Origin of the sequence: Maribacter sp. ACAM166 (assembly GCF_005771495.1) — a bacterium.
Taxonomy (GTDB): domain Bacteria; phylum Bacteroidota; class Bacteroidia; order Flavobacteriales; family Flavobacteriaceae; genus Maribacter.
Genome location: NZ_VAUW01000007.1, coordinates 56,538 through 79,655, shown reverse-complemented (window position 1 = coordinate 79,655; position 23,118 = coordinate 56,538). Strand labels below are relative to the sequence as shown.

The window sequence follows — 23,118 nt, the reverse complement described above, 5'->3', positions numbered from 1 at the left end:
TGTTTGACTATTGTTACGTTAATTAACCAAGGTTTAACACATCGCGCATAGAGAAGACACCTGTTTTGCCAATTATCCATTCGGCTGCGGTTACGGCACCCAAAGCAAAGCCTTGTCTATTATGAGCGGTATGTTTGATTTCGATGCTGTCAACAGTGTTGTTGTAGGTGACTGTATGAGTGCCTGGGGTATTGCTAATTCTTTTAGAGACTATGGGTAATGAACCATTGGTGTCTTCATCTAATTTCCATTGCTCGTAAGCTGAATTCGCAATAACACCTTTAGCCAAGGTTATTGCCGTACCACTCGGAGCATCTAATTTTTGCGTATGATGAATTTCCTCTAAAGTTGCTTTATATTCGGGTAGCTTCTGCATCATTTTGGCTAAATAATTATTTAGCTCAAAAAAAATATTTACCCCAAGGCTGAAATTTGATGCATAAATAAAAGCACCATTCTTTTCCTTACAAAGCGAAATGGCATCGTCATACTGATCTAACCAGCCTGTTGTTCCAGAAATAATTGGAATAGTATTATGTAAACAATTAGTAATGTTGCCATAAGCGGCTTCGGGCATGCTGAAATCTATAGCTACATCTATAGTGTTGAAATCAATATTCTGGGATTCTTTATCTATTCTGGCTACAATTTTATGACCACGTTCCAAGGCAACTTGCTCTATCATTTTACCCATTTTTCCGTATCCAAAAAGTGCGATTCTCATTTTTAAAATTTTATGGTTACGACCATACCGTAATTGGGACTATTGGTCACTTGATTTAAATCAAAATAAGGTTCGAAATCTATACTTAGGTCATCATCAATATTAAATTGCTTTAAATGCGCATCCACATTTGCATCAACAATATTAAACGCATACATACCTATTGCAACAACTAGCCAAAGATCACGATCGCGTTGAAAGCGTTCTTGTTGATACTCAAGATCGTCAAGATCTAAATCTGGATCAGCGCCAACGGTATTGTCCCCGTTTATATCATAAAATTGATCGTCGGTAAAACCGGCTTGTCTTCTTTTAAAAGCAGTTCTAAAGTTTTGATAATTGTCATTGTTATAGGTGTACATATAAATACTACCACCTATTGCGCCAAAGACTAAAGGGACTTTCCAATATCTTTTATTATAAATCTGTCCAAGACCAGGGAATAAAGCAGATAAGAAGGCCGCTTTGCTAGGAGCAAGCGGATTAAATTCTTTCTTACTCTTGATAAACGAAACTGAATCTTGAATAACCATATCTTGTTCGGCAAGAGCGGTTTGAATACTATCTGTTTCTTTGGTAGGTACAGTCTCCTGTTCTTCTTGGGAAAAGCAGAAATTAATAAAAAATAGCAGAATAATAAATAGTATTGATTTGTTAAGCACCTGTAATCAATTTTTTGATACGATCAAATTCTTCCTGAGATTTAAAAGGAATGGTGATTTTCCCTTGAGATTTATCCGAGGCTTTTATATCTACCTTTACAGAAAGGGCATCTGTAAGTTCTTTAATACCTTTTCGAACAAAGACCGCTGGGTCATTTTTAAGTGTTTTTTTTGTCTCTTTCGGAGATTCTTCAGTATGATAAGCTTTTACGGCGCTTTCTGTATCCCTAACGGAAAGGTTATTGCTTATGATTTTTTCATAAAGTGTAATTTGGTCTTGCTTATTTTGAATATTGACCAAAGTTCTTCCGTGTCCCATGCTTAAAAACCCATCGCGCATTCCTGTTTGAATGATAGGGTCTAATTTTAATAAGCGTAAGTAATTAGCAATAGTCGATCTCTTTTTACCAACTCTATCGCTTAATTTTTCTTGAGTAAGATTAATTTCATCAATAAGACGTTGGTAGGATAGCGCAATTTCAATAGGGTCTAAATCTTGACGCTGAATATTTTCCACAAGAGCCATTTCTAAAGACTCTTGGTCATTTGCAATACGTATATACGCTGGTATAGTATCTAATCCTAATAACTTGGATGCGCGAAACCTTCTTTCCCCAGAAACCAATTGATATTCGTTAAACCCTAACTTACGGACAGTAATAGGTTGAATCACCCCTAGTTCTCTAATAGAAGTGGCCAATTCTTTTATAGATTCATCATTGAAATTAGAACGCGGCTGAAATGGGTTTACCTCAATATGTTCTAAATCAAGTTCGATTATATTCCCTACTACCTTGTCTGCGTTTTTGTCAGTTGCAGATTTTATATCATTTTCCGGATCTTTTAGAAGTGCCGAAAGTCCTCTACCTAAAGCTTGTTTCTTTGTCGCTTTTGCCATACTAAACCGTCTGCTTATTTTTTTTGACTATTTCATCAGCCATATTTAAATAATTGGTCGCTCCTTTGCTTGAAGCATCATATTTGATAATACTTTCTCCATAACTAGGAGCCTCACTTAAGCGTACATTTCGTTGAATAACCGTTTCAAAAACCATATCACCAAAATGTTTTCTAACTTCGTCTACCACTTGATTAGATAAGCGTAACCTAGAATCATACATAGTCAATAACATGCCTTCAATGTCCAAATCTGGATTGTGCAGGCGTTGAACACTTTTAATTGTGTTTAAAAGTTTGCCAAGACCTTCAAGTGCAAAATATTCACATTGTATCGGTATGATAACTGAATCGGCTGCGGTTAATGCATTAAGCGTCAATAGCCCTAATGATGGAGCACAATCTATCAAAATATAATCGTAGTCTTTCTTGAGGTGAATAATGGCCTTTTTCATCATATATTCTCGCTCCTCCTTATCAACCAATTCAATTTCAATGGCAACAAGGTCGATATGAGCGGGAATGAGATCAACATTTGGAGAGGTTGTCTGTATAATAGTTTCCTTGGCACTTTTTGTGTGCTCTAAAAGTTGATAAGAACCTAGTTCTACACTATCCACGTCAATTCCAAGACCAGAAGTGGCATTGGCCTGTGGATCGGCATCTATCAACAACACCCTTTTTTCCAATACACCTAGCGATGCAGCTAAGTTCACCGTAGTGGTAGTTTTACCTACTCCTCCTTTTTGATTGGCTATAGCAATTATCTTGCCCATATGTAAAGTAAGTTAGACGGTAAAAATACGATTATTTGTGAGGTTAATGACAGGATTTTGTTAACACTAAGTGAATAACGAAAGCCATTTCACTAAAAAAACGTTAAATTATTAAGTATGAAATGGTTAAGCATACTGATTTAAGGCAGTACAACTTTATATTAAAAACTTATTAAGTTGAATACTAGTTATTCGTTATCTTTTTGTTTTAAGCTGTCCTCATATTCAATGAGATAGATTTCTTCGTTCTTTTTCTTGAGGTAATATTCTTCTCTAGCAAATCTTTCAAGTTCACCTTCAGATGATAATTTTTCAATGATTATTTTGTCTTTTGAAATCTCTTTTTTTAGGAAGTCTTGGGTTTTTTCCAACTTCTTGATTTCGTGTCTTAATTCAAGATGAATAAGCAATGAATTTGTATCAAAAAACAGCATCCAAACGACAAAAAAAGACAATACTAATACATACATATTAGTCATGATCTTGAACCATTTTTTTTGTTTTAAATCTTTTAACGACATTACGATTGCATTAGTTTTTCATTGATAATACTTCTTACGATTTCAACTGCAACTGTATTGTATTTATTATTGGGTATTATAATATCTGCATATTCTTTAGTGGGTTCGATGAATTGTTCATGCATTGGTTTAATGATAGACTGATACTTTTCTAAAGTTTCATCTAAATTCCAGCCACGTTCGTTAACGTCCCTTTTTAGCCTTCTAATAAGTCGCTCGTCGGTATCGGCATGCACAAATATTTTAATATCGAACATTTTACGAATCGCTGGGTTTGTCATAATTAATATTCCTTCAACAATTATAACTTTGGTAGGATGCGTAAGTATTGTTTTCGCTGTTCTATTGCATTCTAAAAATGAATAAACCGGTTGCTCTATCGATTTTCCGTTTTTTAGAGCAATCAAATGTTGTTCTAAAAGAGCAAAGTCAATGGAATTTGGATGGTCAAAATTAGTTTTCCGTCTTTCTTCCAATGATAAGTGAGATAAATCGTTGTAATAGGAGTCTTGGGAAATTACACATACCTCCTCATTAGGTAATTCATTTATAATTTGATTTACCACCGTAGTTTTTCCACAACCGGTTCCACCAGCTATCCCTATAATCAACATACCTATAACTTTAGGGTAAAAGTACATATTTGAACTCCAAAACTCCACAAAACTTAAAATTCAACTTTTATTAACATGGCTTGTATTTCTAAGGCTTATTTTTGCACGATGCAAAATGAACAGGTAAAACCTAATTTTGAGTTTGTAGCTTTAATGGCCTCATTAATGTCTATTGTGGCTTTGGCAATTGATGCAATATTACCTGCTATAACTGAAATTGGCCTATCTATTCATAGTTTGGATCCTACTAGAAATCAGCTACTGGTAACCATGATATTTTTGGGTTTAGGGGTAGGTCAATTATTTTTTGGTCCGCTGTCCGATAGCTTGGGAAGAAAGCCCATTGTTTATTTTGGATTTACTGTTTTTTTAGTGGCTAGTATCATTTGTTTATTGGCACCTAATCTTGAAATCATGCTCATAGGGCGTGTTTTGCAAGGCGTAGGACTTTCAGCACCAAGAACAATCAGTATTTCTATTATTCGTGATACGTATCGAGGTGATTATATGGCCAAAATCATGTCATTTGTAACTGCTTTCTTTATTTTGGTGCCTATAGTTGCACCTGCCATAGGGAAAACAATTATGGACGTGATGGGTTGGGAAGGTATTTTCTATATGCAATTGTTTTTTGCATTATTGGTGGGTGTTTGGTTTTGGAAACGACAGAAAGAAACCTTGAATCCGAATTTTATGGTACCGTTTTCGCTATCAGTTTTTGTAAGAGGAACTAAAGAAATTTTAAGGTACAAGGAGACTGTTTCTTGTACTATAATTTCAGGATTAATAACAGGCTCATTTTTGGTGTATTTAAGCTCTGCTCAACATGTATTTGAAGAACTGTACGGCCTAACGGAAACCTTTCCCTATGTTTTTGCAGGCTTGGCTTTTTCTGTAGGTTTTTCCACATTAATGAACGGTACATTGGTGTTGCGTTTTGGTATGCGTAACCTTTCTTTTTTGGCATTGGTAATCTTTACGATGATTGCTCTAGGGTATAGCCTTTTATTTTGGAATTCTGAAGATCCAAGTTTAACTATTTTATTGGTGTTTCTATCACTATTGTTCTTGTGTTTGGGCTTTATTTGGGGGAATATGCGTTCTATTGCTATGGAGCCAATTGGTCATATTGCGGGTATAGGTGCGGCTATAACCGGGTTTATTTCTACAATACTGTCTATCCCTATTTCAATTTTTGTGGGGAGTTTTATAAAAGATTCTGTCTGGGCACTTTTTGCAGGTTTAGGTGTATGTGGATTATTGTCCGTTCTACTGTTTTTAGCATTTAAGACGCGTCCGTTGTTTGCTAATAATCATGCGTTTACCAACTAAACCAGGTTGCCTTAAATACTTTTAAACTTTATTCTGTGGTAACTCGCTTACTATCATAAACAGTTAGGTGAGCAATTCATACGTATTTCATGACTATGGACACGTTAAATATCTAAAAAACAGCATAATAGTCATAAATTGAAGTTGTTCAATAGATATGGAATTTTGCAGGATACTAGTTTGGGAAGAATTAAAAAATCAAAAATAATATACATTAGCTTAGGGATACTACTAATATTTTTTCAGGGTGCAAAAATAAGCAACAGATTCAAGACATAGCTTCTTTAAATCTTTTGAGAGGTGAACTACAATTATGTTGGAATGGTCAATTTGGGGAGGTGAATTTTTCTGAATCGTGTAGTTATGAAACAAGAGCGACTTTTAACCTTGCGATTTCATTACTCCATTCTTTCGAATATATTGAAGCTGAGAAAGCTTTTGTTCAAGTTATTGATATTGATCCCGATTGCGCAATGGCCTATTGGGGTGTCGCTATGAGTATTTACCACGGATTATGGGCACCTCCTAAACCTTCTGTTTTGAAGAAGGGTATGAAGCTACTTATATTAGCGGAAAAACTACCTAAATCAGAAAAGGCAACCCACTATATAAATGCAATAGGAGCTTTTTACAAAAATCGGGAAACGATTGATAATCAAACAAGAAAGGAACGCTATGCTCAAAAGATGGAAAGCATGTATCATGAGTATAGTGATGATACAGAAGTCGCTATCTTTTATGCATTGGCTCTTCGTGCTTCGGCCGTTCCAACAGATAAAAGTTATTCGAAACAGCGTAATGCCGGCAAAATTTTGGATGATTTGTTTAAAAATGAGCCTAACCATCCGGGTATTGCACATTATGTTATACACTCTTATGATTATCCCGAATTGGCAAAACTGGGACTTAGTACGGCAAGGAGGTATGCAGATATAGCTCCGAATTCTGCACATGCACAACATATGCCTTCCCATATATTCACAAGATTAGGACTATGGAATGAATCGATTAAAACGAATATTAATTCGGCATCATCTGCCGTTTGCTATGCTGAAAGCGTCTCCACAGGTGCACATTGGGATGAAGAGGTGCATGCTATGGGGTATTTGGTATATGCTTATCTCCAAACTGGAGAAAATAGGAAAGCTGAGGAGCAATATGATTATTTAAAATCATTTAAAAAAATATTCCCCCCAAACTTTAAAATCGCCTATACCGCTGCCGCTATTCCAGAACGCATTGCTGTAGAGAACAAAAACTGGGAAGAAGCTTCAATGTTAGAATTATCACAAATACCTGGATTGGAATGGCATAAATTTCCTTGGCAAAAATCATTACTTCATTTCGCAAAGGCATTGGGAGCAATTCATACAAATAATCTAAAAGCCACTAAACAGGAGTTAGGGTTATTGAAATTTTTTAAAGCAGAATTAACAACTTTAGGGGATACCTATAAAGCAAATCAAGTAGCTATTCAGGTTCAAACTATAGAAGCTTGGCTCGAATTTATAAAGGGCAATAAGGAGGAGGCTTTAAGCCAAATGAGGTATGCAGTGGCTATGGAAAGCAGGACTTCGAAACATCCAGTTACACCAGGTGAAATCTTACCAGCAGATGAACTTTTAGCAGATATGCTATTGAAATCAAATAAGCCTAATGAAGCTTTAGATGCCTATGAGTTAAACCTTCAAAGGCGACCGAATAGGTTTAGTGGTCTATATGGTGCGGCATTAGCAACAAAACATTCTGACAATATAGAGAAGGCCAAATTTTATTTTGAAGCATTGCTTGATCTTACTCAAGATTCTCAAAGTATGCAACCTGAATTGAAAGAAGCTAAAAAATATCTTCAACAAAATGTAGCATCATGAAATGTAGATGGTCATTCTTGATTGTTGGGTTAATTAGTACATGCACAAGCGCATGTAATAGAAATACCAGTAAGATATTACCTATTTATAATCCTTCAGATTTTAATATGGAATTAGTGGATGTTAGTTTACAGTCCAAACATGATAACCACACTGTCTCAGCTTTTGAACTAATAAATCAAAATGGAAAAATAATTACACAAGAAGATTATAAGGATAAGGTATATGTCGTTGATTTCTTCTTTACGAAATGTCCAAGTATCTGTCCAATTATGATAGATAATATGGTTAAAATTCAAAAATGAGTTTATAAATAGTAAAAATTTCATGTTATTATCTGTTTCGGTGACACCTGAAATTGATAGTGTTACAATACTACGAAAATATGCAACTGATAAAGTAGCGATAGATTCAAAATGGAACATAACCACTGGGAGTAAGAAGCATATTTATGAATTGGCTCGTAAAAGTTATTTTGCTGTTGTTGAGCAAGGTGATGGAGGACAGCAAGATTTTATACATACCCCAAATTTTATATTGGTTGATAAGAAACGCCAAATAAGAGGTGTTTATGATGGTACTAAAGATGAAGAAATACTTCGTTTGTTTCGAGACTTAAGAATTCTTGTAGACTCATAATAAATACATTAAATTTTAGTTTGTACTAATTCGAAAATCACTCCTTAAAAGTAGAATAAAGTACTGGCTAAATTATGTCTGAAAATTAAATCCTTCACCAAACCCGATTTTTATTTCGGTTTGATGAAGGATAAGTTTGTGTAATTAGACGCTACAGGTAATGGCCTGAAAACAAATTTTAGAGGGCACTATCCATAATCTCTTTCACCACTTCTGGATTTAAAAGTGTGCTTGTATCACCTAAATTGCTCGTATCCTTACTTGCGATTTTACGTAAAATTCGACGCATGATTTTACCACTACGGGTTTTAGGTAACCCAGATACAAACTGAATTTTATCTAATTTAGCGATAGGTCCTATAAGTTCGGTTATCTGTTGATTTATCTCTTTCCTAAGATTATCCCGGTCTCTGCTTTCACCTATTTCTTTAAGGATAACATACCCATAAAGTGCATTTCCTTTTACATCATGCGGGAAGCCAACAATAGCAGATTCTGCTACAGCTGGATGCTCATTTATTGAATCTTCAATCGGCGCAGTGCCTAAATTATGACCTGAAACAATAATAACATCATCAACTCGGCCTGTGATTCGGTAATAACCCACGGCATCCCTAAGGGCGCCATCACCTGTGAAATACATATTTTCGTAGGCTGAAAAATAGGTTTCTCTATATCGATCGTGATTTCCCCAAATGGTTCTAGCGATTGAAGGCCATGGAAATTTTATGCAAAGACGACCATCTTCTTGATTTCCTTTAATTTCCTTACCATTCTCATCCATAAGTACGGGCTGAATACCAATGAAGGGAAGTGTTGCATAAGTTGGTGTCGTTGGTGTCACATACGGTATTGGCGTAATCATAATGCCACCAGTTTCTGTTTGCCACCATGTATCTACAATAGGGCTATTTTTCTTACCAATGTTATTGTTATACCAATGCCATGCTTCCTCGTTGATAGGTTCACCAACAGACCCTAAAACTTTAAGACTTGATAGGTCATGCTTTTCAACATATTCCAATTTCTCTTTAGCCAAGGCCCTAATGGCCGTAGGTGCGGTATAAAATTGATTTACCTTATGTTTTTGAATTACGTCCCAAAAGCGACCATAATCTGGATAGGAGGGAACTCCTTCAAACATTAGTGTGGTTGCACCATTGGCTAATGGGCCATATAAGATGTAAGAATGCCCAGTAATCCAGCCTATATCTGCGGTACACCAATAGACATCGTTTTCTCCATATTGAAATACGTTTTTAAAAGTATATGCCGTATACACCATATAGCCAGCGGTGGTATGAACCATTCCTTTCGGTTTGCCTGTTGAACCAGAAGTATATAGTATGAATAATGGGTCTTCTGCGTCCATAATCTCAGCAACACAGTCAGCATAAGCATCATCCAATAAAGGTTGCAACCATTTATCTCTACCCTTTTCCATATGAATTTCGGAGCCTGTTCGTTTTACTACCAAAACATTTTTCACTCCCGGACTTTCTTCTAACGCTTTATCAACTATTCCTTTTAAATCAATTGATTTAGTCCCTCTGAAAGAACCATCTGAAGTAAGTACCATTTTACAATCAGAATCATTGATTCTAGTAGATAAAGCATTTGCAGAAAACCCTGCGAACACTACAGAATGTATTGCGCCTATTCGTGCACAAGCCAATAGTGCAACAGAAAGCTCAGGTATCATGGGTAGGTAAATACAAACACGATCACCTTTTTTCACTCCATGATCCAACAATACATTGGCCATACGGCAAACCCTTTCGTGCAATTGCCTATAAGTGATATGAATCGCTTCCTCTTTCGGGTCGTTTGGTTCGAATATTATTGCAGTTTTATTTCCTCTAGTTGGTAAATGACGATCAATACAGTTTTCGGTTATGTTCAATTTCGCGCCTTCGAACCATTTAATCTCGGGCTTTTTAAAATCCCAACTCAATACATTATCCCAGCGCTTACGCCATACAAAATGTTCTTCTGCAATTTCTTCCCAGAAAGCTTCAGGGTTGCCAACTGATTTACGATATACTTGAAAATATTCCTCTAAATGCTTTATGTGATAATTACTCATTCTACAACTTGATTTTTATATGCTTTAGTGCTGTGAACACCTATTTGATTTTTAAAATGCAATTTGATTTAGTGTAACTAATGTCCTGTCGCTTCACCGGCTCCACTAGGTATTCTAATATTCTCTACAATTTCTTGTACGTATTCTGGTGGTTCAGGTGTAAATTGTAAAACGACAATCGATACTATAAAGTTAGCAATCATAGCAATACTACCGAAGCCTTCGGGTGAAATACCAAGCCACCAGTCAGCTTGAGTTCCGCCACCAAACCAACCGAACTTAAATTTGGTCATATAGAAAAGCATTAGCAAAATACCGACAATCATACCGCTAATAGCTCCTTCTTTATTCATTTTCTTATAAAAAATACCGAGTACTATTGCCGGAAAAAATGAAGCTGCTGCCAAACCAAAAGCTAGTGCCACAACGGCTGCCACAAAACCAGGCGGATTGATACCGAAATAACCTGCAATAACAACGGCGACTGTAGCTGAACCTCTAGCAACCCATAATTCTGCTTTATCCGATATATTAGGATTAAATACTTTTTTTACCAAGTCATGCGAAACTGATGCTGATATCACCAGTAAAAGACCGGCTGCTGTTGAAAGTGCAGCGGCAAGAGCCCCGGCCGCTACTAAAGCAATTACCCATGCAGGTAAATTTGCAATTTCAGGATTAGCCAACACCATGATGTCATTGTCTATGGTAAGTTCGTTTTTTTGTTTATCGGCTACATATTGAATTTTACCGTCAGCATTTTTATCGTCAAAAGCCAATAGTCCGGTTTCTTCCCAGTTTTTAAACCAAACGGGCATATTTGAATATTCTTTCTCACTGACTGTATTGATTAAGTTCGTTCTTGCAAATACGGATACAGCAGGTGCAGTTGTAAATAAAATAGCAATTAAAAGAAGAGCTAAACCTGCAGATTTACGTGCGTCCTTCACTTTTTTTACTGTAAAAAACCGTACGATTACGTGGGGTAAACCTGCAGTACCAACCATTAATGCCAGGGTAATTGCAAATACATCGGTCAATGATTTAGAGCCATTGGTATATTTATTAAACCCCAGTTCGGTTGAGAGTCCGTCTAATTTGTCAAGTAAAAAGGTTCCTGAACCATCATTCAGAGTAGAACCCATGCCCAATTGTGGAATTGGGTTTCCTGTCATCTGTATCGAAATAAAAATAGCAGGTACCATAAAAGCAAAAATCAAAACACAATACTGTGCTACCTGTGTATAGGTGATACCTTTCATGCCGCCTAAAACGGCATAAAATAAAACAATGACCATTCCTATAATTACGCCAGTGTCGATATCTACTTGAAGAAATCTAGAGAAAACCACACCTACACCTCGCATTTGGCCGGCGACATACGTAAACGAAACTATTAGCGCACAGATAACTGCAACGATACGTGCCGTTTTAGAATAGTATCGATCACCAATAAAATCGGGAACCGTAAATTTTCCGAACTTACGTAAATAAGGAGCCAATAATAGTGCCAATAAAACATACCCACCAGTCCATCCCATTAGGTATACGGAGCCATCATATCCAGCAAAGGAAATAATACCTGCCATAGAAATAAATGAGGCGGCCGACATCCAATCTGCGGCAGTAGCCATTCCGTTGGCAAGTGGAGATACTCCGCCACCGGCAACATAAAAGTCCTTTGTTGAACTGGCTCTAGAATATATTGCGATTCCGATATAAAGGGTAAAGGTAACCCCTACTAAAATATACGTCCAAGTTTGAACACTCATTTTATGGTTTTTTGGTGGTTGATTTTATGTTGGTCTATTCGTTGTAGTTGTATTTTTTATCCAATTTGTTCATTAACCGCACATAAACAAATATGAGGATTACGAAAACATAGATTGAGCCTTGTTGGGCAAACCAGAAGCCTAATTTAAAACCGCCAATTTTTATGGTATCCAAGGCATCTTTAAATAATATGGCAGCACCGAAGGAAACTATAAACCATATTGATAATAGTATAAATAGATACTTCGCGTTCTCTTTCCAATACGCTGATGCTTTCTTTTGTTTTTCTGACATTTCAATTCAAATTACAATGCAGTAAATTAGGTAAAAAAGTTTAATTAGGTAGGTAAACTACGCCACTAGAAGAATCTTTTTTTGCACCTGTAACAGAAGAGAGAACATTTGTTTGTTGTTCAGCCCGTAATACACCCATTAAAGCAAAGACCAGTGCTTCCTTAAATTCAATAATAATTTTTTCTGGTATGATTACTTTAGTAGCTTCACCCAATTTGTTTTGTAAGGTTTCTATTAAGAAAGAATTTAAAGCACCTCCACCAGTTACTAGCAATCGTTGTTTTTCATGGTTAGCGTTTAATTTAACCTGTTGTGCTATTTTATCACAAATATGGTGAATACTGGTGTGTAGTAAATTCTCAATAGCATCTATAGTATCTTCTACTATAGGTACAACCTCTTCTAAAAACCATTCATAACCAATAGATTTTGGATGGGGTAGCAGGTAGTATTTAAGGTCGTTCAATCGATTCAACATACCCTCATTTACGTTGCCACTTCTTGCTAATTTACCATCCTCATCATAATCTAAATTAACCTTTCTGGTGATGTAGTTTAAAATCATATTTGCCAAACCGATATCATACGCAATTCGTTTGTCTTTGACTTCAAACGATATATTGCTAATTCCACCAAGGTTAAGACAGAAATCATATTCGTTAAAGAATATACGGTCCCCAATGGGTACTAATGGTGCTCCCTGTCCGCCAAGGGCTACATCATTTGTTCGAAAATCATTGATTACCGTATGGCCACTGGCGTTTGCTAAATGCTGACCTGATCCTACCTGAAAAGTAACACCCATTTCAGGCCTGTGGTGCGTAGTATGCCCATGACTTGCTATATAATCGACTTCCAGCTCATTATCATTAATAAATGCTAATGCCTGTTCGCCCAACCACGTACCATATCTATTATGTAATTCAATTAATTTTTCTGCGGATAAATCAATTGCATCCTTAAGCGAATTCAGGTTTTCTGAACTGTAGGATACACTTTTGGTTTTCTTTATATCGAATTCCCATGTGCTATTTTTCTCCCAAATATGGCAATAGGCTAGGTCTAAACCGTCTAAAGAAGTGCCGGACATTAGACCAATGATTTTATATACTTTCATTTTCAATATTTTTTTTGATGACTATCGTGTTGATACCATAGGCTAATATCCAATTAACTCAGGGATACTGGTAGTTTGCCTTTCGCTTTTAATGTTCCCAAAAAATGTTCGGTGGCCACATCTTGAAACTCCTTAAAATTTTGATAGGCAATAACGGTAGCAACTGTTTTAACGGTATTAAAAAACTTTAGCGCATACGGATTTCCAAAATGATACAGAACTACTTTCTTCGTTTGTATGAGGTGATTGACAAAATCGATTTCCTCTTGTAGGAACCCAAAATTATTCGTGGGTTTAATCTGCGGGGGAGTCAGAAGTAAAAGAACCTCAGTTTCATTGGTGATTTCATGTTTCATCTCCTTTATAGCTGCTAAGATTTCCTCTTCAGTTTGATTGGTGCTATAGCGTTTTATGGTGATTGTACAATGATTGGTTTTTCTAAATTGTTCAATAGCATACGAGGTGCCTACCTGTAGAGTGAGTGACTGCTTAGCAATTTTACGATTTAGCACACTTGGATCTGTTAAACTTCCTTTCAAGCCTGTGTTTTGAAAAGCCTTTACTTTTAGTTTCCAGATGCGTTCAATGCTTTTATTAATTTGAGTTTCGGAAGCATTTTCTAGAATCATCTGTATTCCCTTTTCTATATGTTCGGCAAAACATAATACGTCATTTCCGGCATCAAATGCCAGCCATTCCAATTCACCGGGAACGGGATAATTTTTTGAAACTGCATGCATGTTCAAGGCGTCGGATATCACCACACCTTCAAACCCCATTTCGTTTCTAAGGACCCCAGTAATGATATCTTTATTGATGCTAGAAGGTTGATTTGTGTCTGTAGTCAATGCGGGAACGGACAAATGTCCGACCATTACTGAATCCACGCCTTCATTTATGAGTTTTTGAAAAGGATATAGCTCATTCTGCACAAGCTCAACTTTTGTTTTGTCAATTACCGGTAATCCTAAATGAGAATCTGTCGCCGTATCTCCATGCCCAGGAAAATGTTTTATACTCGTTAGCACACCTTCACTTTGTGTTCCTTTTATATATGCCTTTGCTAAGGAAACTACATTTTCCTTAGTATCGCCAAAAGAACGATAACCAATAACAGGATTATCTGGATTCGTGTTAATATCAACTACAGGAGAAAGATTCCAATGAATCCCAACTGCTTTACAGTCTTTGGCAATTTGTTTCCCTACCTCAAAAGTCAGGTCTACATTATTAACATTCGCGCCTAAGGTGATAGCGTACGGGTATTGAGGCGTGTTTTCTATACGCATAGCAAGTCCCCATTCGGCATCAATAGCTATTAATAGGGGATAAGTGGCCGCTTTTTGATATCTGATGATGAGGTTTTTTAATACCTCAAAACTATTTTCATTTTGCACTACTTTTTTCTTTCCTTCGAAATTAGTAGCTGCACTTGCTCTAGAATGAAAGAAACAAAGTCCGCCAACGTGGTACTTTGAAATTAGTTTTTCAAGGCGTACTATTTCTTCTTCTGTATCATTAATGAAAGCTGCAGGCATAAATAGTTGACCTACTTTTTCAGGAGTAGAAAGGTTGTCAAGAGCTTCTGAAGTTGATATGATCTTATTCATTGGGAACTGTGGTTTTTTTACCGAAATCTGCGGGATAGGAAATGAATTTTATTAAGAAAAGAGCAGGTAAAGCTGCAAGTACAACCCATATAAAAAAGCCGTCATACCCTAACCATTGCTGTATGTAGCCGCTAATCATACCAGGCAGCATCATGCCTAATGCCATAAAACCCGTTGCTATGGCGTAATGTGATGTTTTTGATTTGCCGTCTGAAATATAAATGAGATACATGAGGAAGGCTGCAAAACCGAATCCATACCCGAATTTTTCAAAAATAACGGTTGCGGTGACTGCATAAATATTAGTCGTATTGGTTACGGCCAATATTGCATATAAGATATTAGGAAGGTTAAGGGACAATACCATAGGCAACATCCATTTCTTTAGACCATCTTTTGAAATTAATATCCCACCAAGAATTCCTCCGATAGAAAGAAAAATAACTCCTGCCGTACCAAAGATGGTTCCAAGCTGTTCTGTTGAGTAGCCCAAGCCTCCTTTGTCAGGGGTGTCCAAAAGAAAAGGTGAAGCCATTTTTACCAATTGTGATTCACCTAAACGATAGGTTAAAATAAAAGCTAACGCAATACCAATACCCGGTTTTTTGAAGAAGGATGAAAACACTTCTAAAAATCCTTGAGGTTTTTCCTTTACTTCTGCATTTTCCGATTCATATTTTGGAGTGACAAAAAAGTTTGCGACAGTCATAATCAACATTAAAAAAGCTGCTGCCGACATGGTTATGCTCCATGCCTTTGTATTATCACCATATTTGTTTTCTAGGAATCCGGCTAAAACCACAATCAACCCTTCACCGGTTACCATTGCTAATCTGTAAAAAGTACTTCGCATACCTACAAAAAAAGACTGTTTCTTTTCAGTAAGCCCAAGCATATAATAACCATCTGAAGCAATATCATTGGTAGCTGAAGCAAATGCGGCCATCCAGAAACAGGCCAATGAAGAAATGAAAAACATATTGGTCGGTAGAGTCAATCCAACTCCTAAAAGCGCAACTGCAATTGTGAGTTGCATTGCTAAAAACCATTTTCGCTTGGTACTTTTTAAGTCTACAAAAGGACTCCATAATGGTTTCAATACCCATGGTAAATACAATAAACTGGTATAAAGCCCAATATCTTCATTGCTTACACCTAATTTTTTATACATGATTACCGAGACGGTTACCACTAGTACATATGGTAAACCTTGTGTGAAATATAGAACAGGTACCCATGCCCATGCTCCTTTATCTTTTTGTACCATATTATTTCGTGAGTCTTTTAAGATTTATTAGCATAGGTTCTGTTTCAACACCATACACATCTATAAAACTGAGCCCTATAAAGTTGCTTGAGATTTGCTCTTTTGGAATGTGAACCTTATTAGAAATACCATTTGTAAATATCTTTGAAATTAGTTTTTTAATCGGATAGTCTTCTTTTTGGTTACGACCAGATTTATAAATTAAGACGTAACGCATACCAATTGTGTCATCAAAATGAAGGATAAAATCTCTTTCCGTTTGTTCGGTGTCTATCAGAAGGGGAGCTTTTACTTCTCTGTTTTTTGAAAATGGGAAAGCCGGATTTAGCGCTGGCATTTTATAAAATTTCTTATGGATATATTCAACCACATCTTCTTTATTGGTCATGAGCGATTTTGCACTAAACATTATATTTCCAGATATCTGAGGTGTTTCACGCGCTAGTGCCAATTGTTTAGGTAATTCTTTTATATCATTCCAAGCGGCATCAGTGTTATTCCTAATTTTATATGCGCCGTTGCCAATGTATAAATTAGTATTGTAATTATTTTTCGACCACCAATCAACAATAGTACTATGAGAAGCGACCGATAAGTTCATGCTCCAATACACTTGTGGTGCCAAGTAATCTATCCAGCCCTTTTCCATCCAAAGTAATGGGTCGGCATATAAATCTTCGTAGGTAGTTTGGCCTGCTTTGGTATTTGACCCTCTAGGGTCGGTAGAATTATTTTTCCAAACCCCGAACGGACTTACACCGAACTGAACCCATGGTTTTATAGATTTTATAGTATTGTGTGTTTGTTTTACTAAAGAATCAATATTGCTTCGTCTCCAGTCATCTATATTCTGATTTGGTTTAGCATAGGTTTTAAATGCAACGGAATCATTAAAAATGGCATCCTTAATTTTATACGGATAAAAATAATCATCAAAATGAATGGCATCTACATCATAACTAGACACAATTTCGGCAACAATTTTTGAAAACTGATTTCTAACTTCTGGTAATCCCGGATTGTAATAATTCTTTTTACCATAATGTACTATCCATTCGGGATGGGTACAGTAATCATGGGATTCAGCAAGAACCTCAAAATTTTCATCGAATGTGGCCCTGTATGGATTTAACCATGCGTGAAATTCCATTCCTCTTTTGTGCGCCTCCAGCACCATCCATTCGAGTACATCAGTATTCCAGTCTGGAGCTTCGCCCTCTTCGCCTGATAAGAATCTAGACCATGGAGCATATTTAGAATCATAAAAAGCGTCGCCTGCGGCACGCACCTGTACAATGACTGCATTGTAATTTTCCTTTTGGTAAAAATCTAGAATTTTAAGGTAATCTTCTTTTTGCTTTTTAGTAGTGTCATTGCCATTTTTCGGCCAATCAATATTTACGACCGTTGCAATCCAAACACCTCTAAATTCTGTTTTTGGATTTTTTTTATAGGTGTTGAAAATTCCACAGGAATTCAATAAAAGAATACTAAGAAGTACGGTTATATATTTTGACATAATAGTAATAAAAAAGGCCCATTTTAGAACTAAAATAGGCCTTTTTAATCAATTTAAATGTTAATCGAATTTATGCCGTACAAAGGCTTCCATCGCAGCATATGATGACAAACCTAATGCTTTATATTTATTGGCCGTATTACGATTGCGTTCTTCAGCTCGCATCCAAAATTCTCTCGAATCATCGCCTTGAAACATAACCCCATCTTTTTGGGTTTGATGACAGAAAATAGCATTTCTCTTCTTAAGTACTTGACCCGGACTCATAGGCACTGCCATTTCAATTTCATTGATATCCCATTCATGCCATGCACCTCTATATAACCACAACCAGCAATCTTTCATGAAAGATGCTGCTTTTAACTCTATACACGCTGCAAAAACAGCATCTAAACAAACTTTGTGTGTGCCATGTGGGTCAGCCAAATCTCCTGCTGCATAAATTTGATGTGGTTTTATTTGGGTAATAATATCTACCATTATAGCTGTATCCTCTTCAGATAGATTTTTCTTCTTTATGGTTCCTGTTTCATAAAAAGGGAGATCTAAAAAGTGTACGTGTCCATCATTTAAGCCCATATATCTGGTAGCGGCATAAGATTCACCGCGTCTTATTTTACCTTTCAAATTACGTACTTCGGCCGAATCTATTTTAGTCTCGTTCTTTTCGGTAATCGATTTAATGATTTTTTTAGCCTCTTCTGACGGATTGATTTGCAAAGCTATCTCTGCATACTTTCTTGCATCGGCATCAGATACGGCAATGTTTCCAGAAGTTTGATAGACGATATGTACCTCATGCCCTTGTTCTAGCAACCTATCAAATGTGCCTCCCATTGATATAACATCATCATCTGGGTGAGGGCTGAATATTATAACTCGCTTTTTTGCAGGTGTGGCACGTTCTGGTCTATTCGTATCATCGGCATTTGGTTTACCTCCTGGCCAACCAGTAATGGTATGCTGTAATTTGTTGAACATTTTAATGTTGAGGTCGTAGGCATTTTCCAAAGCTAAAAGGTCTGCCATCCCATTATCATTATAATCTTTATCGGTTAAACTTAAAATAGTTTTACCGGTAGTTTCACAAAGCCATACCATTGCCTTAGCCTTTAGTTCATCTGTCCATGTGCAAGCATCAACCAACCATGGGGTTTTATTTCTTGTAAGTTCACTACCTGCGCCAGTGTCTAAGACAAACGTACAGTTGTCATGAAGTTGCAGATAGGTGGCAGGTACATGAGATGAAATCTCACCTTCAATAGTCTTTTTAATTATACCGGCTTTATTCTGGCCCCATCCTAAAAGAATGATGCGCTTAGCATTTCTTACGGTTGAAATACCCATGGTAATCGCTTTTCTGGGTACATTATCTATTCCCAAAAAAGAAGGTGCTGCATCGACACGGGTTATATGATCTAGGGTAATTACCCTGGTGCCAGAGTTTGAATGTGATCCCGGTTCATTAAAACCAATATGACCTGTTCTTCCTATACCTAATAATTGAAAATCTAGTCCGCCATGCTCTTTAATTTTTCGTTCGTATGAAAGACAGTATGCAGTGGTTTCCTCATTACTTACCGTTCCGTCTGGAATATGAATATTCGCTTCAGGTATGTCTACATGGTTAAAGAGATGCTCATGCATGAAGTAAAAATAACTTTGAATGTTGTTGGGTTCCATAGGTAGGTACTCATCTAAATTGAACGTAACTACATTCTTAAAACTTAAACCTTCCTCTTTGTGTATACGCACCAATTCTTCGTATACTCCAATTGGAGATGAACCGGTCGCTAAACCTAGAACACAGTTTCTTTTTTGACCTTGTCTCTTCTTAATTAGACTAGCAATTTCTTGCGCAACTTGAATAGAGGCTAGATCAGAATCTTGGAATATTACATTGTGGATTTTTTCAAATCGTGTTTCCTCAAATTGCCCAACTGGTTGGTGGGCAATGTCAATTTTACTGTCTTTAAGGGTACTTTTCATATGATTACGATGAAGTTTTAGGTTTTAAAATCATGCAAATATATGCGTTAATTTTATTGTATGCTGTTTTTTGCGATAATATATGCTGTTTGTTGCGGTTAGTTGCTTTTTTTATGGTGTTTAAATTACATTAGCGACATAAAACGGCAAATCAATTAAATTGCTATCTTTGCTTTAATTATTGGAAAATAAGTCGCTATTAAATGCTTAAAGAAGAACGTCAACAAACCATTTTAAATGAAGTAGATCTTCACAACAGAATCTTAAATACCGATATAGCTGAAGCTCTAGATGTGTCAATCGATACGGTAAGGCGAGATGTTAAAGAACTTGATGCAGATAATAAATTACGGAAAGTGCATGGCGGTGCTATCTCTTTGGGATCCATGAATAATAGCGCTAGAAATACAAATATTTATAAGTTAGAGCATAAGGTAGCTATTGCGACCAAAGCAGTGAGTCTTTTGCGGGATGGTGGAGTTATTTTTCTAGATGGTGGTACTACGTGTATGGAGCTAGCTAGAATTATTCCAGAAAATTTAAACCTTACTTGTTTTACGATTAGTCTTCCGGTTGCTATGGAATTATCTAATAAGGCGAACCTTAATTTAATTTCTATTGGAGGGCAGATTTCCAAGGAGGCACAGATAGCTATAGGCGCAAATGCAATTCATCATTTATCAGAAATTCGATTTGATTATAGTTTTATAGGTACGGGTTATGTTGATGCTATTTACGGACTAACCGAATTTGATTGGGATATTGTTCAGATTAAAAAGGCCGTCATCAAGGCTTCCAAAAAAACGGTTCTATTATCCATTTCAGAAAAATTAAATTCTCAACATCGGTATAAAACCTGCGATATCAATTCTATAAATACGATGATAACGGAACTGAATCCCGAAAATAAATTACTAAATGCCTTCAAAAATCACGACATAAAAATCATATAAGTGTATGGACTATAAAAAGATTACTGAAACCCCATCTAATCACGAAAATTTGGAGTTGATGGATACGGAGACCATTTTGAAAAAAATTAATGAAGAGGATAAAAAGGTTGCTTTGGCGGTAGAGGAGACCATACCGCAAGTCACCAAATTGGTTGACGCATTAGCAGAACGTTTTCAAAAGGGAGGTAGATTATTTTACATTGGTGCTGGTACTAGTGGACGTCTTGGTATTTTGGATGCCTCTGAAATTCCACCAACTTTTGGAATGCCCCATGAACGTGTAATCGGATTAATTGCTGGTGGTGATATAGCCATAAGAAAGGCAGTGGAAAATGCGGAAGATGCTACGAATCAAGCGTGGGTAGATTTAGAAATGCACGATATTAATAATACCGATGTTGTCGTTGGTATTGCCGCTTCCGGCAGCACGCCTTATGTTATTGGCGGATTGGAAGAAGCAAAACGGAACGGTATTCTTACCGCTGCAATAACGAATAACCCTGGTGCACCAATAGCTAGAATAGCAGATATTCCTATTGAGATTAATGTCGGACCTGAGTTTCTTACGGGCAGTACCAGAATGAAAAGTGGTACTTCTCAGAAATTGGTTTTGAACATGATATCTACTGCTTTAATGATTAGAATAGGTAGAGTTAAGGGAAATAAGATGGTGAACATGCAACTAAGCAATGACAAATTGGTTGATCGTGGTATCCGCTATATTATGGAAGATTTAGGGGTTGATTATTCAGAAGCTGAAAAACTGCTCAAAAAGCATGGTTCAGTTAAATTGGCCGTGGAGGCGGGTAGGGAATAATACTTCTATTAAATATAAAAATTATTTTTCAATAGCACTGACTTCTTTTTCGGTAACCATTTTAGTTTGCGTGTTTCCCCAAGAGTTCATTATAAAATTCATGACATTTGCAATCTCCTCATCTTCTAGTCCTAATGAGGTCATTGTGTTGTTATAAGTAAGCCCATTTACTATTATCTCTCCCTGTAAACCAAATTTTACAGCATGTATGGATGCTTCTCTGGTTTTTTCTAAATAGTCAGATTTTGCCAACGGAGGGTACGTGAATGGAACCCCTTTACCATTGTCTAAATGGCAGTTCACACAGAAATCGGTATAAATTTCACTGCCTTTTTTAATACTTTCTTTAAGACCGGATTCTTGATACAATAAAAATCCCAAAGTAAATACGGTTAAGACATATAGTGGAAGTATCAATTTCATTTTGTAATTATTTTATGGGAATTAATTTATAAATACCTTTTCCTTCGACTGCAACATATATCAACTCATCTGGTCCTTCTTGTACTGCGCGTACCCTTCCCAAATCGGCCATAAGTTTTTCACGTTTTACAACCTTATCGCCTTCTAAAACTAGCCTTTCTAAATATTGAAAGGCCAACGAACCCACCAATAAACTTCCCTTCCAATCTTTATAAGTATCAGAGGTGACAAATGCCATGCCACTAGGTGCAATTGAGGGAACCCAATAATGAATAGGTTGCTCCATACCTTCCATCGTAGTTTCGTCGGTAATTGGTGTGCCACTGTAATTGATTCCATAGGTAGTTAAGGGCCATCCATAATTGGCACCTTTTTTTATGATGTTAATTTCGTCTCCACCTCTTGGGCCATGTTCATTGTCCCAAATTTCACCAGTTATAGGATGTTTTATCAGGCCTTGGGGATTGCGGTGGCCATAACTAAAAATAGCTGTTTTGGCACCATCAACATCAACAAACGGATTGTCTTCAGGAATTCGCCCATCATCATATAAACGATAAATTTTTCCGCCGTCTCTAGTTATGTCTTGAGGGTTTATATCCCTATTACCTCGTTCTCCAATTGAGAAGTAAAGATAACCGTCATTGTCAAAGGCAATTCTTGAACCAAAATGTTGACCTTTCGTGGTATTGGGAACAGCCTTATAGAGTTGTTCTATATTTGTTAGGGAGTTATTGTCAAGCTTTGCTCTCATAAGTGCTGTATGTCCTCCTTTTTCTTCACCTTCAGAAGATGCATAGGTTAAATAAATCCATCCATTTTCATTATAATTAGGATGCAGTGCGATATCTAAAAGTCCGCCTTGGCCACGTTGATAAACTTCAGGAATATTACCGATTATCGATTTTTTTCCATTCAAAAAATGTATCAGCTCTCCCCCTTTTTCAGTTATTAAAATACTTTTATCTGGAAGGAAGGTAAACCCCCATGGAATCTGTAGCTCATCGACGAACAGCTCAGCCTTAAAAACAGGACTATTTGGTGTAGTGGCTTTATTTTCAGCATCTTGTGCGCAAGAATAGTTGAGTATTACAACGAATAAAAGACTCAGAACGATACTATTTTTCATATTTGGACGTTAAAAATATATTGAGAGAACTAATGATTATTTAAAGATAAAAAATAAGTATAAAAAATTACAACTAAAGAGCGATATAGATCCCAAATCGAATTG

General features: G+C 36.5%; 22 protein-coding genes. 6 read left to right on the top strand and 16 right to left on the bottom strand.

Annotated features, from left to right (window positions below; translation table 11 throughout):
* Nucleotides 1-22 precede the first annotated feature (22 nt).
* The 6 genes from dapB to udk all read right to left on the bottom strand — a co-directional run bounded on the left by dapB (nucleotide 23) and on the right by udk (nucleotide 4,194).
* A complete protein-coding gene (dapB, locus tag ES765_RS07350; RefSeq protein ID WP_138112752.1) occupies nucleotides 23-724 on the bottom strand; it encodes a 4-hydroxy-tetrahydrodipicolinate reductase in 702 nt (233 codons plus the stop codon).
* Between the two features lie 2 nt (nucleotides 725-726).
* Complete coding sequence (locus ES765_RS07345) at nucleotides 727-1,386, bottom strand: DUF5683 domain-containing protein (protein ID WP_171017254.1); 660 nt, start codon at nucleotides 1,384-1,386, stop codon at nucleotides 727-729.
* Nucleotides 1,379-2,284 carry a ParB/RepB/Spo0J family partition protein gene (locus ES765_RS07340; protein ID WP_138112750.1) on the bottom strand — a complete coding sequence of 302 codons (906 nt, stop codon included), beginning with the start codon at nucleotides 2,282-2,284 and terminating at the stop codon, nucleotides 1,379-1,381. Before ES765_RS07340 ends, ES765_RS07345 begins: the two co-directional genes overlap by 8 nt.
* 1 nt (nucleotide 2,285) lies before the next feature.
* On the bottom strand, nucleotides 2,286-3,059 hold the full coding sequence (locus tag ES765_RS07335) for a ParA family protein (RefSeq protein WP_138112748.1): 774 nt from the start codon (nucleotides 3,057-3,059) through the stop codon (nucleotides 2,286-2,288).
* A 188-nt stretch (nucleotides 3,060-3,247) separates the two neighbouring features.
* The gene (locus ES765_RS07330) at nucleotides 3,248-3,580 is read right to left on the bottom strand and encodes an FtsB family cell division protein (RefSeq protein WP_138112746.1); all 333 of its coding nucleotides are present in this window, start codon (nucleotides 3,578-3,580) and stop codon (nucleotides 3,248-3,250) included.
* The gene (udk, locus tag ES765_RS07325) at nucleotides 3,580-4,194 is read right to left on the bottom strand and encodes a uridine kinase (RefSeq protein WP_138112895.1); all 615 of its coding nucleotides are present in this window, start codon (nucleotides 4,192-4,194) and stop codon (nucleotides 3,580-3,582) included. Before udk ends, ES765_RS07330 begins: the two co-directional genes overlap by 1 nt.
* A 108-nt stretch (nucleotides 4,195-4,302) precedes the next feature.
* Between udk and ES765_RS07320 the strand changes: the two genes are divergently transcribed.
* The 4 genes from ES765_RS07320 to ES765_RS22565 all read left to right on the top strand — a co-directional run bounded on the left by ES765_RS07320 (nucleotide 4,303) and on the right by ES765_RS22565 (nucleotide 8,036).
* Nucleotides 4,303-5,526 (top strand): multidrug effflux MFS transporter, encoded by a 1,224-nt coding sequence (locus ES765_RS07320; protein ID WP_138112744.1) that lies wholly within the window; start codon nucleotides 4,303-4,305, stop codon nucleotides 5,524-5,526.
* A 293-nt stretch (nucleotides 5,527-5,819) separates the two neighbouring features.
* On the top strand, nucleotides 5,820-7,397 hold the full coding sequence (locus ES765_RS07315) for a tetratricopeptide repeat protein (RefSeq protein WP_249356271.1): 1,578 nt from the start codon (nucleotides 5,820-5,822) through the stop codon (nucleotides 7,395-7,397).
* A complete protein-coding gene (locus tag ES765_RS22570; RefSeq protein ID WP_262710676.1) occupies nucleotides 7,394-7,702 on the top strand; it encodes an SCO family protein in 309 nt (102 codons plus the stop codon). Before ES765_RS07315 ends, ES765_RS22570 begins: the two co-directional genes overlap by 4 nt.
* A gap of 22 nt (nucleotides 7,703-7,724) precedes the next feature.
* Nucleotides 7,725-8,036, top strand: coding sequence for an SCO family protein (locus tag ES765_RS22565; protein ID WP_262710675.1), 312 nt, complete (start codon nucleotides 7,725-7,727; stop codon nucleotides 8,034-8,036).
* A 178-nt stretch (nucleotides 8,037-8,214) separates the two neighbouring features.
* Here ES765_RS22565 and acs read toward each other — a convergent pair whose 3' ends face one another.
* From acs to nagB, 8 genes are all read right to left on the bottom strand, one after another.
* Nucleotides 8,215-10,122, bottom strand: coding sequence for an acetate--CoA ligase (gene acs, locus ES765_RS07305; protein ID WP_138112740.1), 1,908 nt, complete (start codon nucleotides 10,120-10,122; stop codon nucleotides 8,215-8,217).
* 77 nt (nucleotides 10,123-10,199) lie between these two features.
* Nucleotides 10,200-11,894, bottom strand: a complete 1,695-nt coding sequence (locus ES765_RS07300) for a sodium:solute symporter family protein (RefSeq protein WP_138112738.1) — start codon at nucleotides 11,892-11,894, stop codon at nucleotides 10,200-10,202.
* 34 nt (nucleotides 11,895-11,928) lie between these two features.
* Nucleotides 11,929-12,189 (bottom strand): DUF4212 domain-containing protein, encoded by a 261-nt coding sequence (locus ES765_RS07295; protein ID WP_138112736.1) that lies wholly within the window; start codon nucleotides 12,187-12,189, stop codon nucleotides 11,929-11,931.
* Between the two features lie 40 nt (nucleotides 12,190-12,229).
* Nucleotides 12,230-13,306, bottom strand: a complete 1,077-nt coding sequence (locus tag ES765_RS07290) for an anhydro-N-acetylmuramic acid kinase (protein WP_138112734.1) — start codon at nucleotides 13,304-13,306, stop codon at nucleotides 12,230-12,232.
* Nucleotides 13,307-13,359: 53 nt separating this feature from the next.
* Nucleotides 13,360-14,916 carry a glycoside hydrolase family 3 protein gene (locus ES765_RS07285; RefSeq protein ID WP_138112732.1) on the bottom strand — a complete coding sequence of 519 codons (1,557 nt, stop codon included), beginning with the start codon at nucleotides 14,914-14,916 and terminating at the stop codon, nucleotides 13,360-13,362.
* A complete protein-coding gene (locus tag ES765_RS07280) occupies nucleotides 14,909-16,183 on the bottom strand; it encodes an MFS transporter (RefSeq protein ID WP_138112730.1) in 1,275 nt (424 codons plus the stop codon). Before ES765_RS07280 ends, ES765_RS07285 begins: the two co-directional genes overlap by 8 nt.
* A gap of 1 nt (nucleotide 16,184) precedes the next feature.
* Nucleotides 16,185-17,702, bottom strand: coding sequence for a glycoside hydrolase family 10 protein (locus ES765_RS07275; protein ID WP_138112728.1), 1,518 nt, complete (start codon nucleotides 17,700-17,702; stop codon nucleotides 16,185-16,187).
* A 60-nt stretch (nucleotides 17,703-17,762) separates the two neighbouring features.
* Nucleotides 17,763-19,691, bottom strand: coding sequence for a glucosamine-6-phosphate deaminase (gene nagB, locus ES765_RS07270; protein WP_138112726.1), 1,929 nt, complete (start codon nucleotides 19,689-19,691; stop codon nucleotides 17,763-17,765).
* Nucleotides 19,692-19,894: 203 nt separating this feature from the next.
* Here nagB and ES765_RS07265 point away from each other — a divergent pair, with 203 nt between their 5' ends.
* Both ES765_RS07265 and murQ read left to right on the top strand, forming a co-directional pair.
* Nucleotides 19,895-20,644 carry a DeoR/GlpR family DNA-binding transcription regulator gene (locus ES765_RS07265; RefSeq protein WP_138112724.1) on the top strand — a complete coding sequence of 250 codons (750 nt, stop codon included), beginning with the start codon at nucleotides 19,895-19,897 and terminating at the stop codon, nucleotides 20,642-20,644.
* A 4-nt stretch (nucleotides 20,645-20,648) separates the two neighbouring features.
* A complete protein-coding gene (gene murQ, locus ES765_RS07260) occupies nucleotides 20,649-21,461 on the top strand; it encodes an N-acetylmuramic acid 6-phosphate etherase (protein WP_138112722.1) in 813 nt (270 codons plus the stop codon).
* 21 nt (nucleotides 21,462-21,482) lie between these two features.
* Here the strand turns inward: murQ and ES765_RS07255 are convergent, their stop codons facing one another.
* The gene (locus ES765_RS07255) at nucleotides 21,483-21,884 is read right to left on the bottom strand and encodes a c-type cytochrome (RefSeq protein ID WP_138112720.1); all 402 of its coding nucleotides are present in this window, start codon (nucleotides 21,882-21,884) and stop codon (nucleotides 21,483-21,485) included.
* Nucleotides 21,885-21,891: 7 nt separating this feature from the next.
* Nucleotides 21,892-23,013 carry a PQQ-dependent sugar dehydrogenase gene (locus ES765_RS07250; protein WP_138112718.1) on the bottom strand — a complete coding sequence of 374 codons (1,122 nt, stop codon included), beginning with the start codon at nucleotides 23,011-23,013 and terminating at the stop codon, nucleotides 21,892-21,894.
* Between the last annotated feature and the right edge of the window lie 105 nt (nucleotides 23,014-23,118).

Bases quoted from the DNA above. Each gene is read 5' to 3' on its own strand.
- nagB (WP_138112726.1), bottom strand. From the start codon at position 19,691: ATGAAAAGTACCCTTAAAGACAGTAAAATTGACATTGCCCACCAACCA.
- ES765_RS07300 (WP_138112738.1), bottom strand. From the start codon at position 11,894: ATGAGTGTTCAAACTTGGACGTATATTTTAGTAGGGGTTACCTTTACC.
- udk (WP_138112895.1), bottom strand. From the start codon at position 4,194: ATGTTGATTATAGGGATAGCTGGTGGAACCGGTTGTGGAAAAACTACG.
- murQ (WP_138112722.1), top strand. From the start codon at position 20,649: ATGGACTATAAAAAGATTACTGAAACCCCATCTAATCACGAAAATTTG.
- ES765_RS22565 (WP_262710675.1), top strand. From the start codon at position 7,725: ATGTTATTATCTGTTTCGGTGACACCTGAAATTGATAGTGTTACAATA.
- ES765_RS07295 (WP_138112736.1), bottom strand. From the start codon at position 12,189: ATGTCAGAAAAACAAAAGAAAGCATCAGCGTATTGGAAAGAGAACGCG.
- ES765_RS07280 (WP_138112730.1), bottom strand. From the start codon at position 16,183: ATGGTACAAAAAGATAAAGGAGCATGGGCATGGGTACCTGTTCTATAT.
- ES765_RS07265 (WP_138112724.1), top strand. From the start codon at position 19,895: ATGCTTAAAGAAGAACGTCAACAAACCATTTTAAATGAAGTAGATCTT.
- ES765_RS07330 (WP_138112746.1), bottom strand. From the start codon at position 3,580: ATGTCGTTAAAAGATTTAAAACAAAAAAAATGGTTCAAGATCATGACT.
- ES765_RS07340 (WP_138112750.1), bottom strand. From the start codon at position 2,284: ATGGCAAAAGCGACAAAGAAACAAGCTTTAGGTAGAGGACTTTCGGCA.
- ES765_RS07290 (WP_138112734.1), bottom strand. From the start codon at position 13,306: ATGAAAGTATATAAAATCATTGGTCTAATGTCCGGCACTTCTTTAGAC.
- acs (WP_138112740.1), bottom strand. From the start codon at position 10,122: ATGAGTAATTATCACATAAAGCATTTAGAGGAATATTTTCAAGTATAT.
- ES765_RS07250 (WP_138112718.1), bottom strand. From the start codon at position 23,013: ATGAAAAATAGTATCGTTCTGAGTCTTTTATTCGTTGTAATACTCAAC.
- dapB (WP_138112752.1), bottom strand. From the start codon at position 724: ATGAGAATCGCACTTTTTGGATACGGAAAAATGGGTAAAATGATAGAG.
- ES765_RS07285 (WP_138112732.1), bottom strand. From the start codon at position 14,916: ATGAATAAGATCATATCAACTTCAGAAGCTCTTGACAACCTTTCTACT.
- ES765_RS22570 (WP_262710676.1), top strand. From the start codon at position 7,394: ATGAAATGTAGATGGTCATTCTTGATTGTTGGGTTAATTAGTACATGC.
- ES765_RS07255 (WP_138112720.1), bottom strand. From the start codon at position 21,884: ATGAAATTGATACTTCCACTATATGTCTTAACCGTATTTACTTTGGGA.
- ES765_RS07335 (WP_138112748.1), bottom strand. From the start codon at position 3,059: ATGGGCAAGATAATTGCTATAGCCAATCAAAAAGGAGGAGTAGGTAAA.
- ES765_RS07275 (WP_138112728.1), bottom strand. From the start codon at position 17,702: ATGTCAAAATATATAACCGTACTTCTTAGTATTCTTTTATTGAATTCC.
- ES765_RS07320 (WP_138112744.1), top strand. From the start codon at position 4,303: ATGCAAAATGAACAGGTAAAACCTAATTTTGAGTTTGTAGCTTTAATG.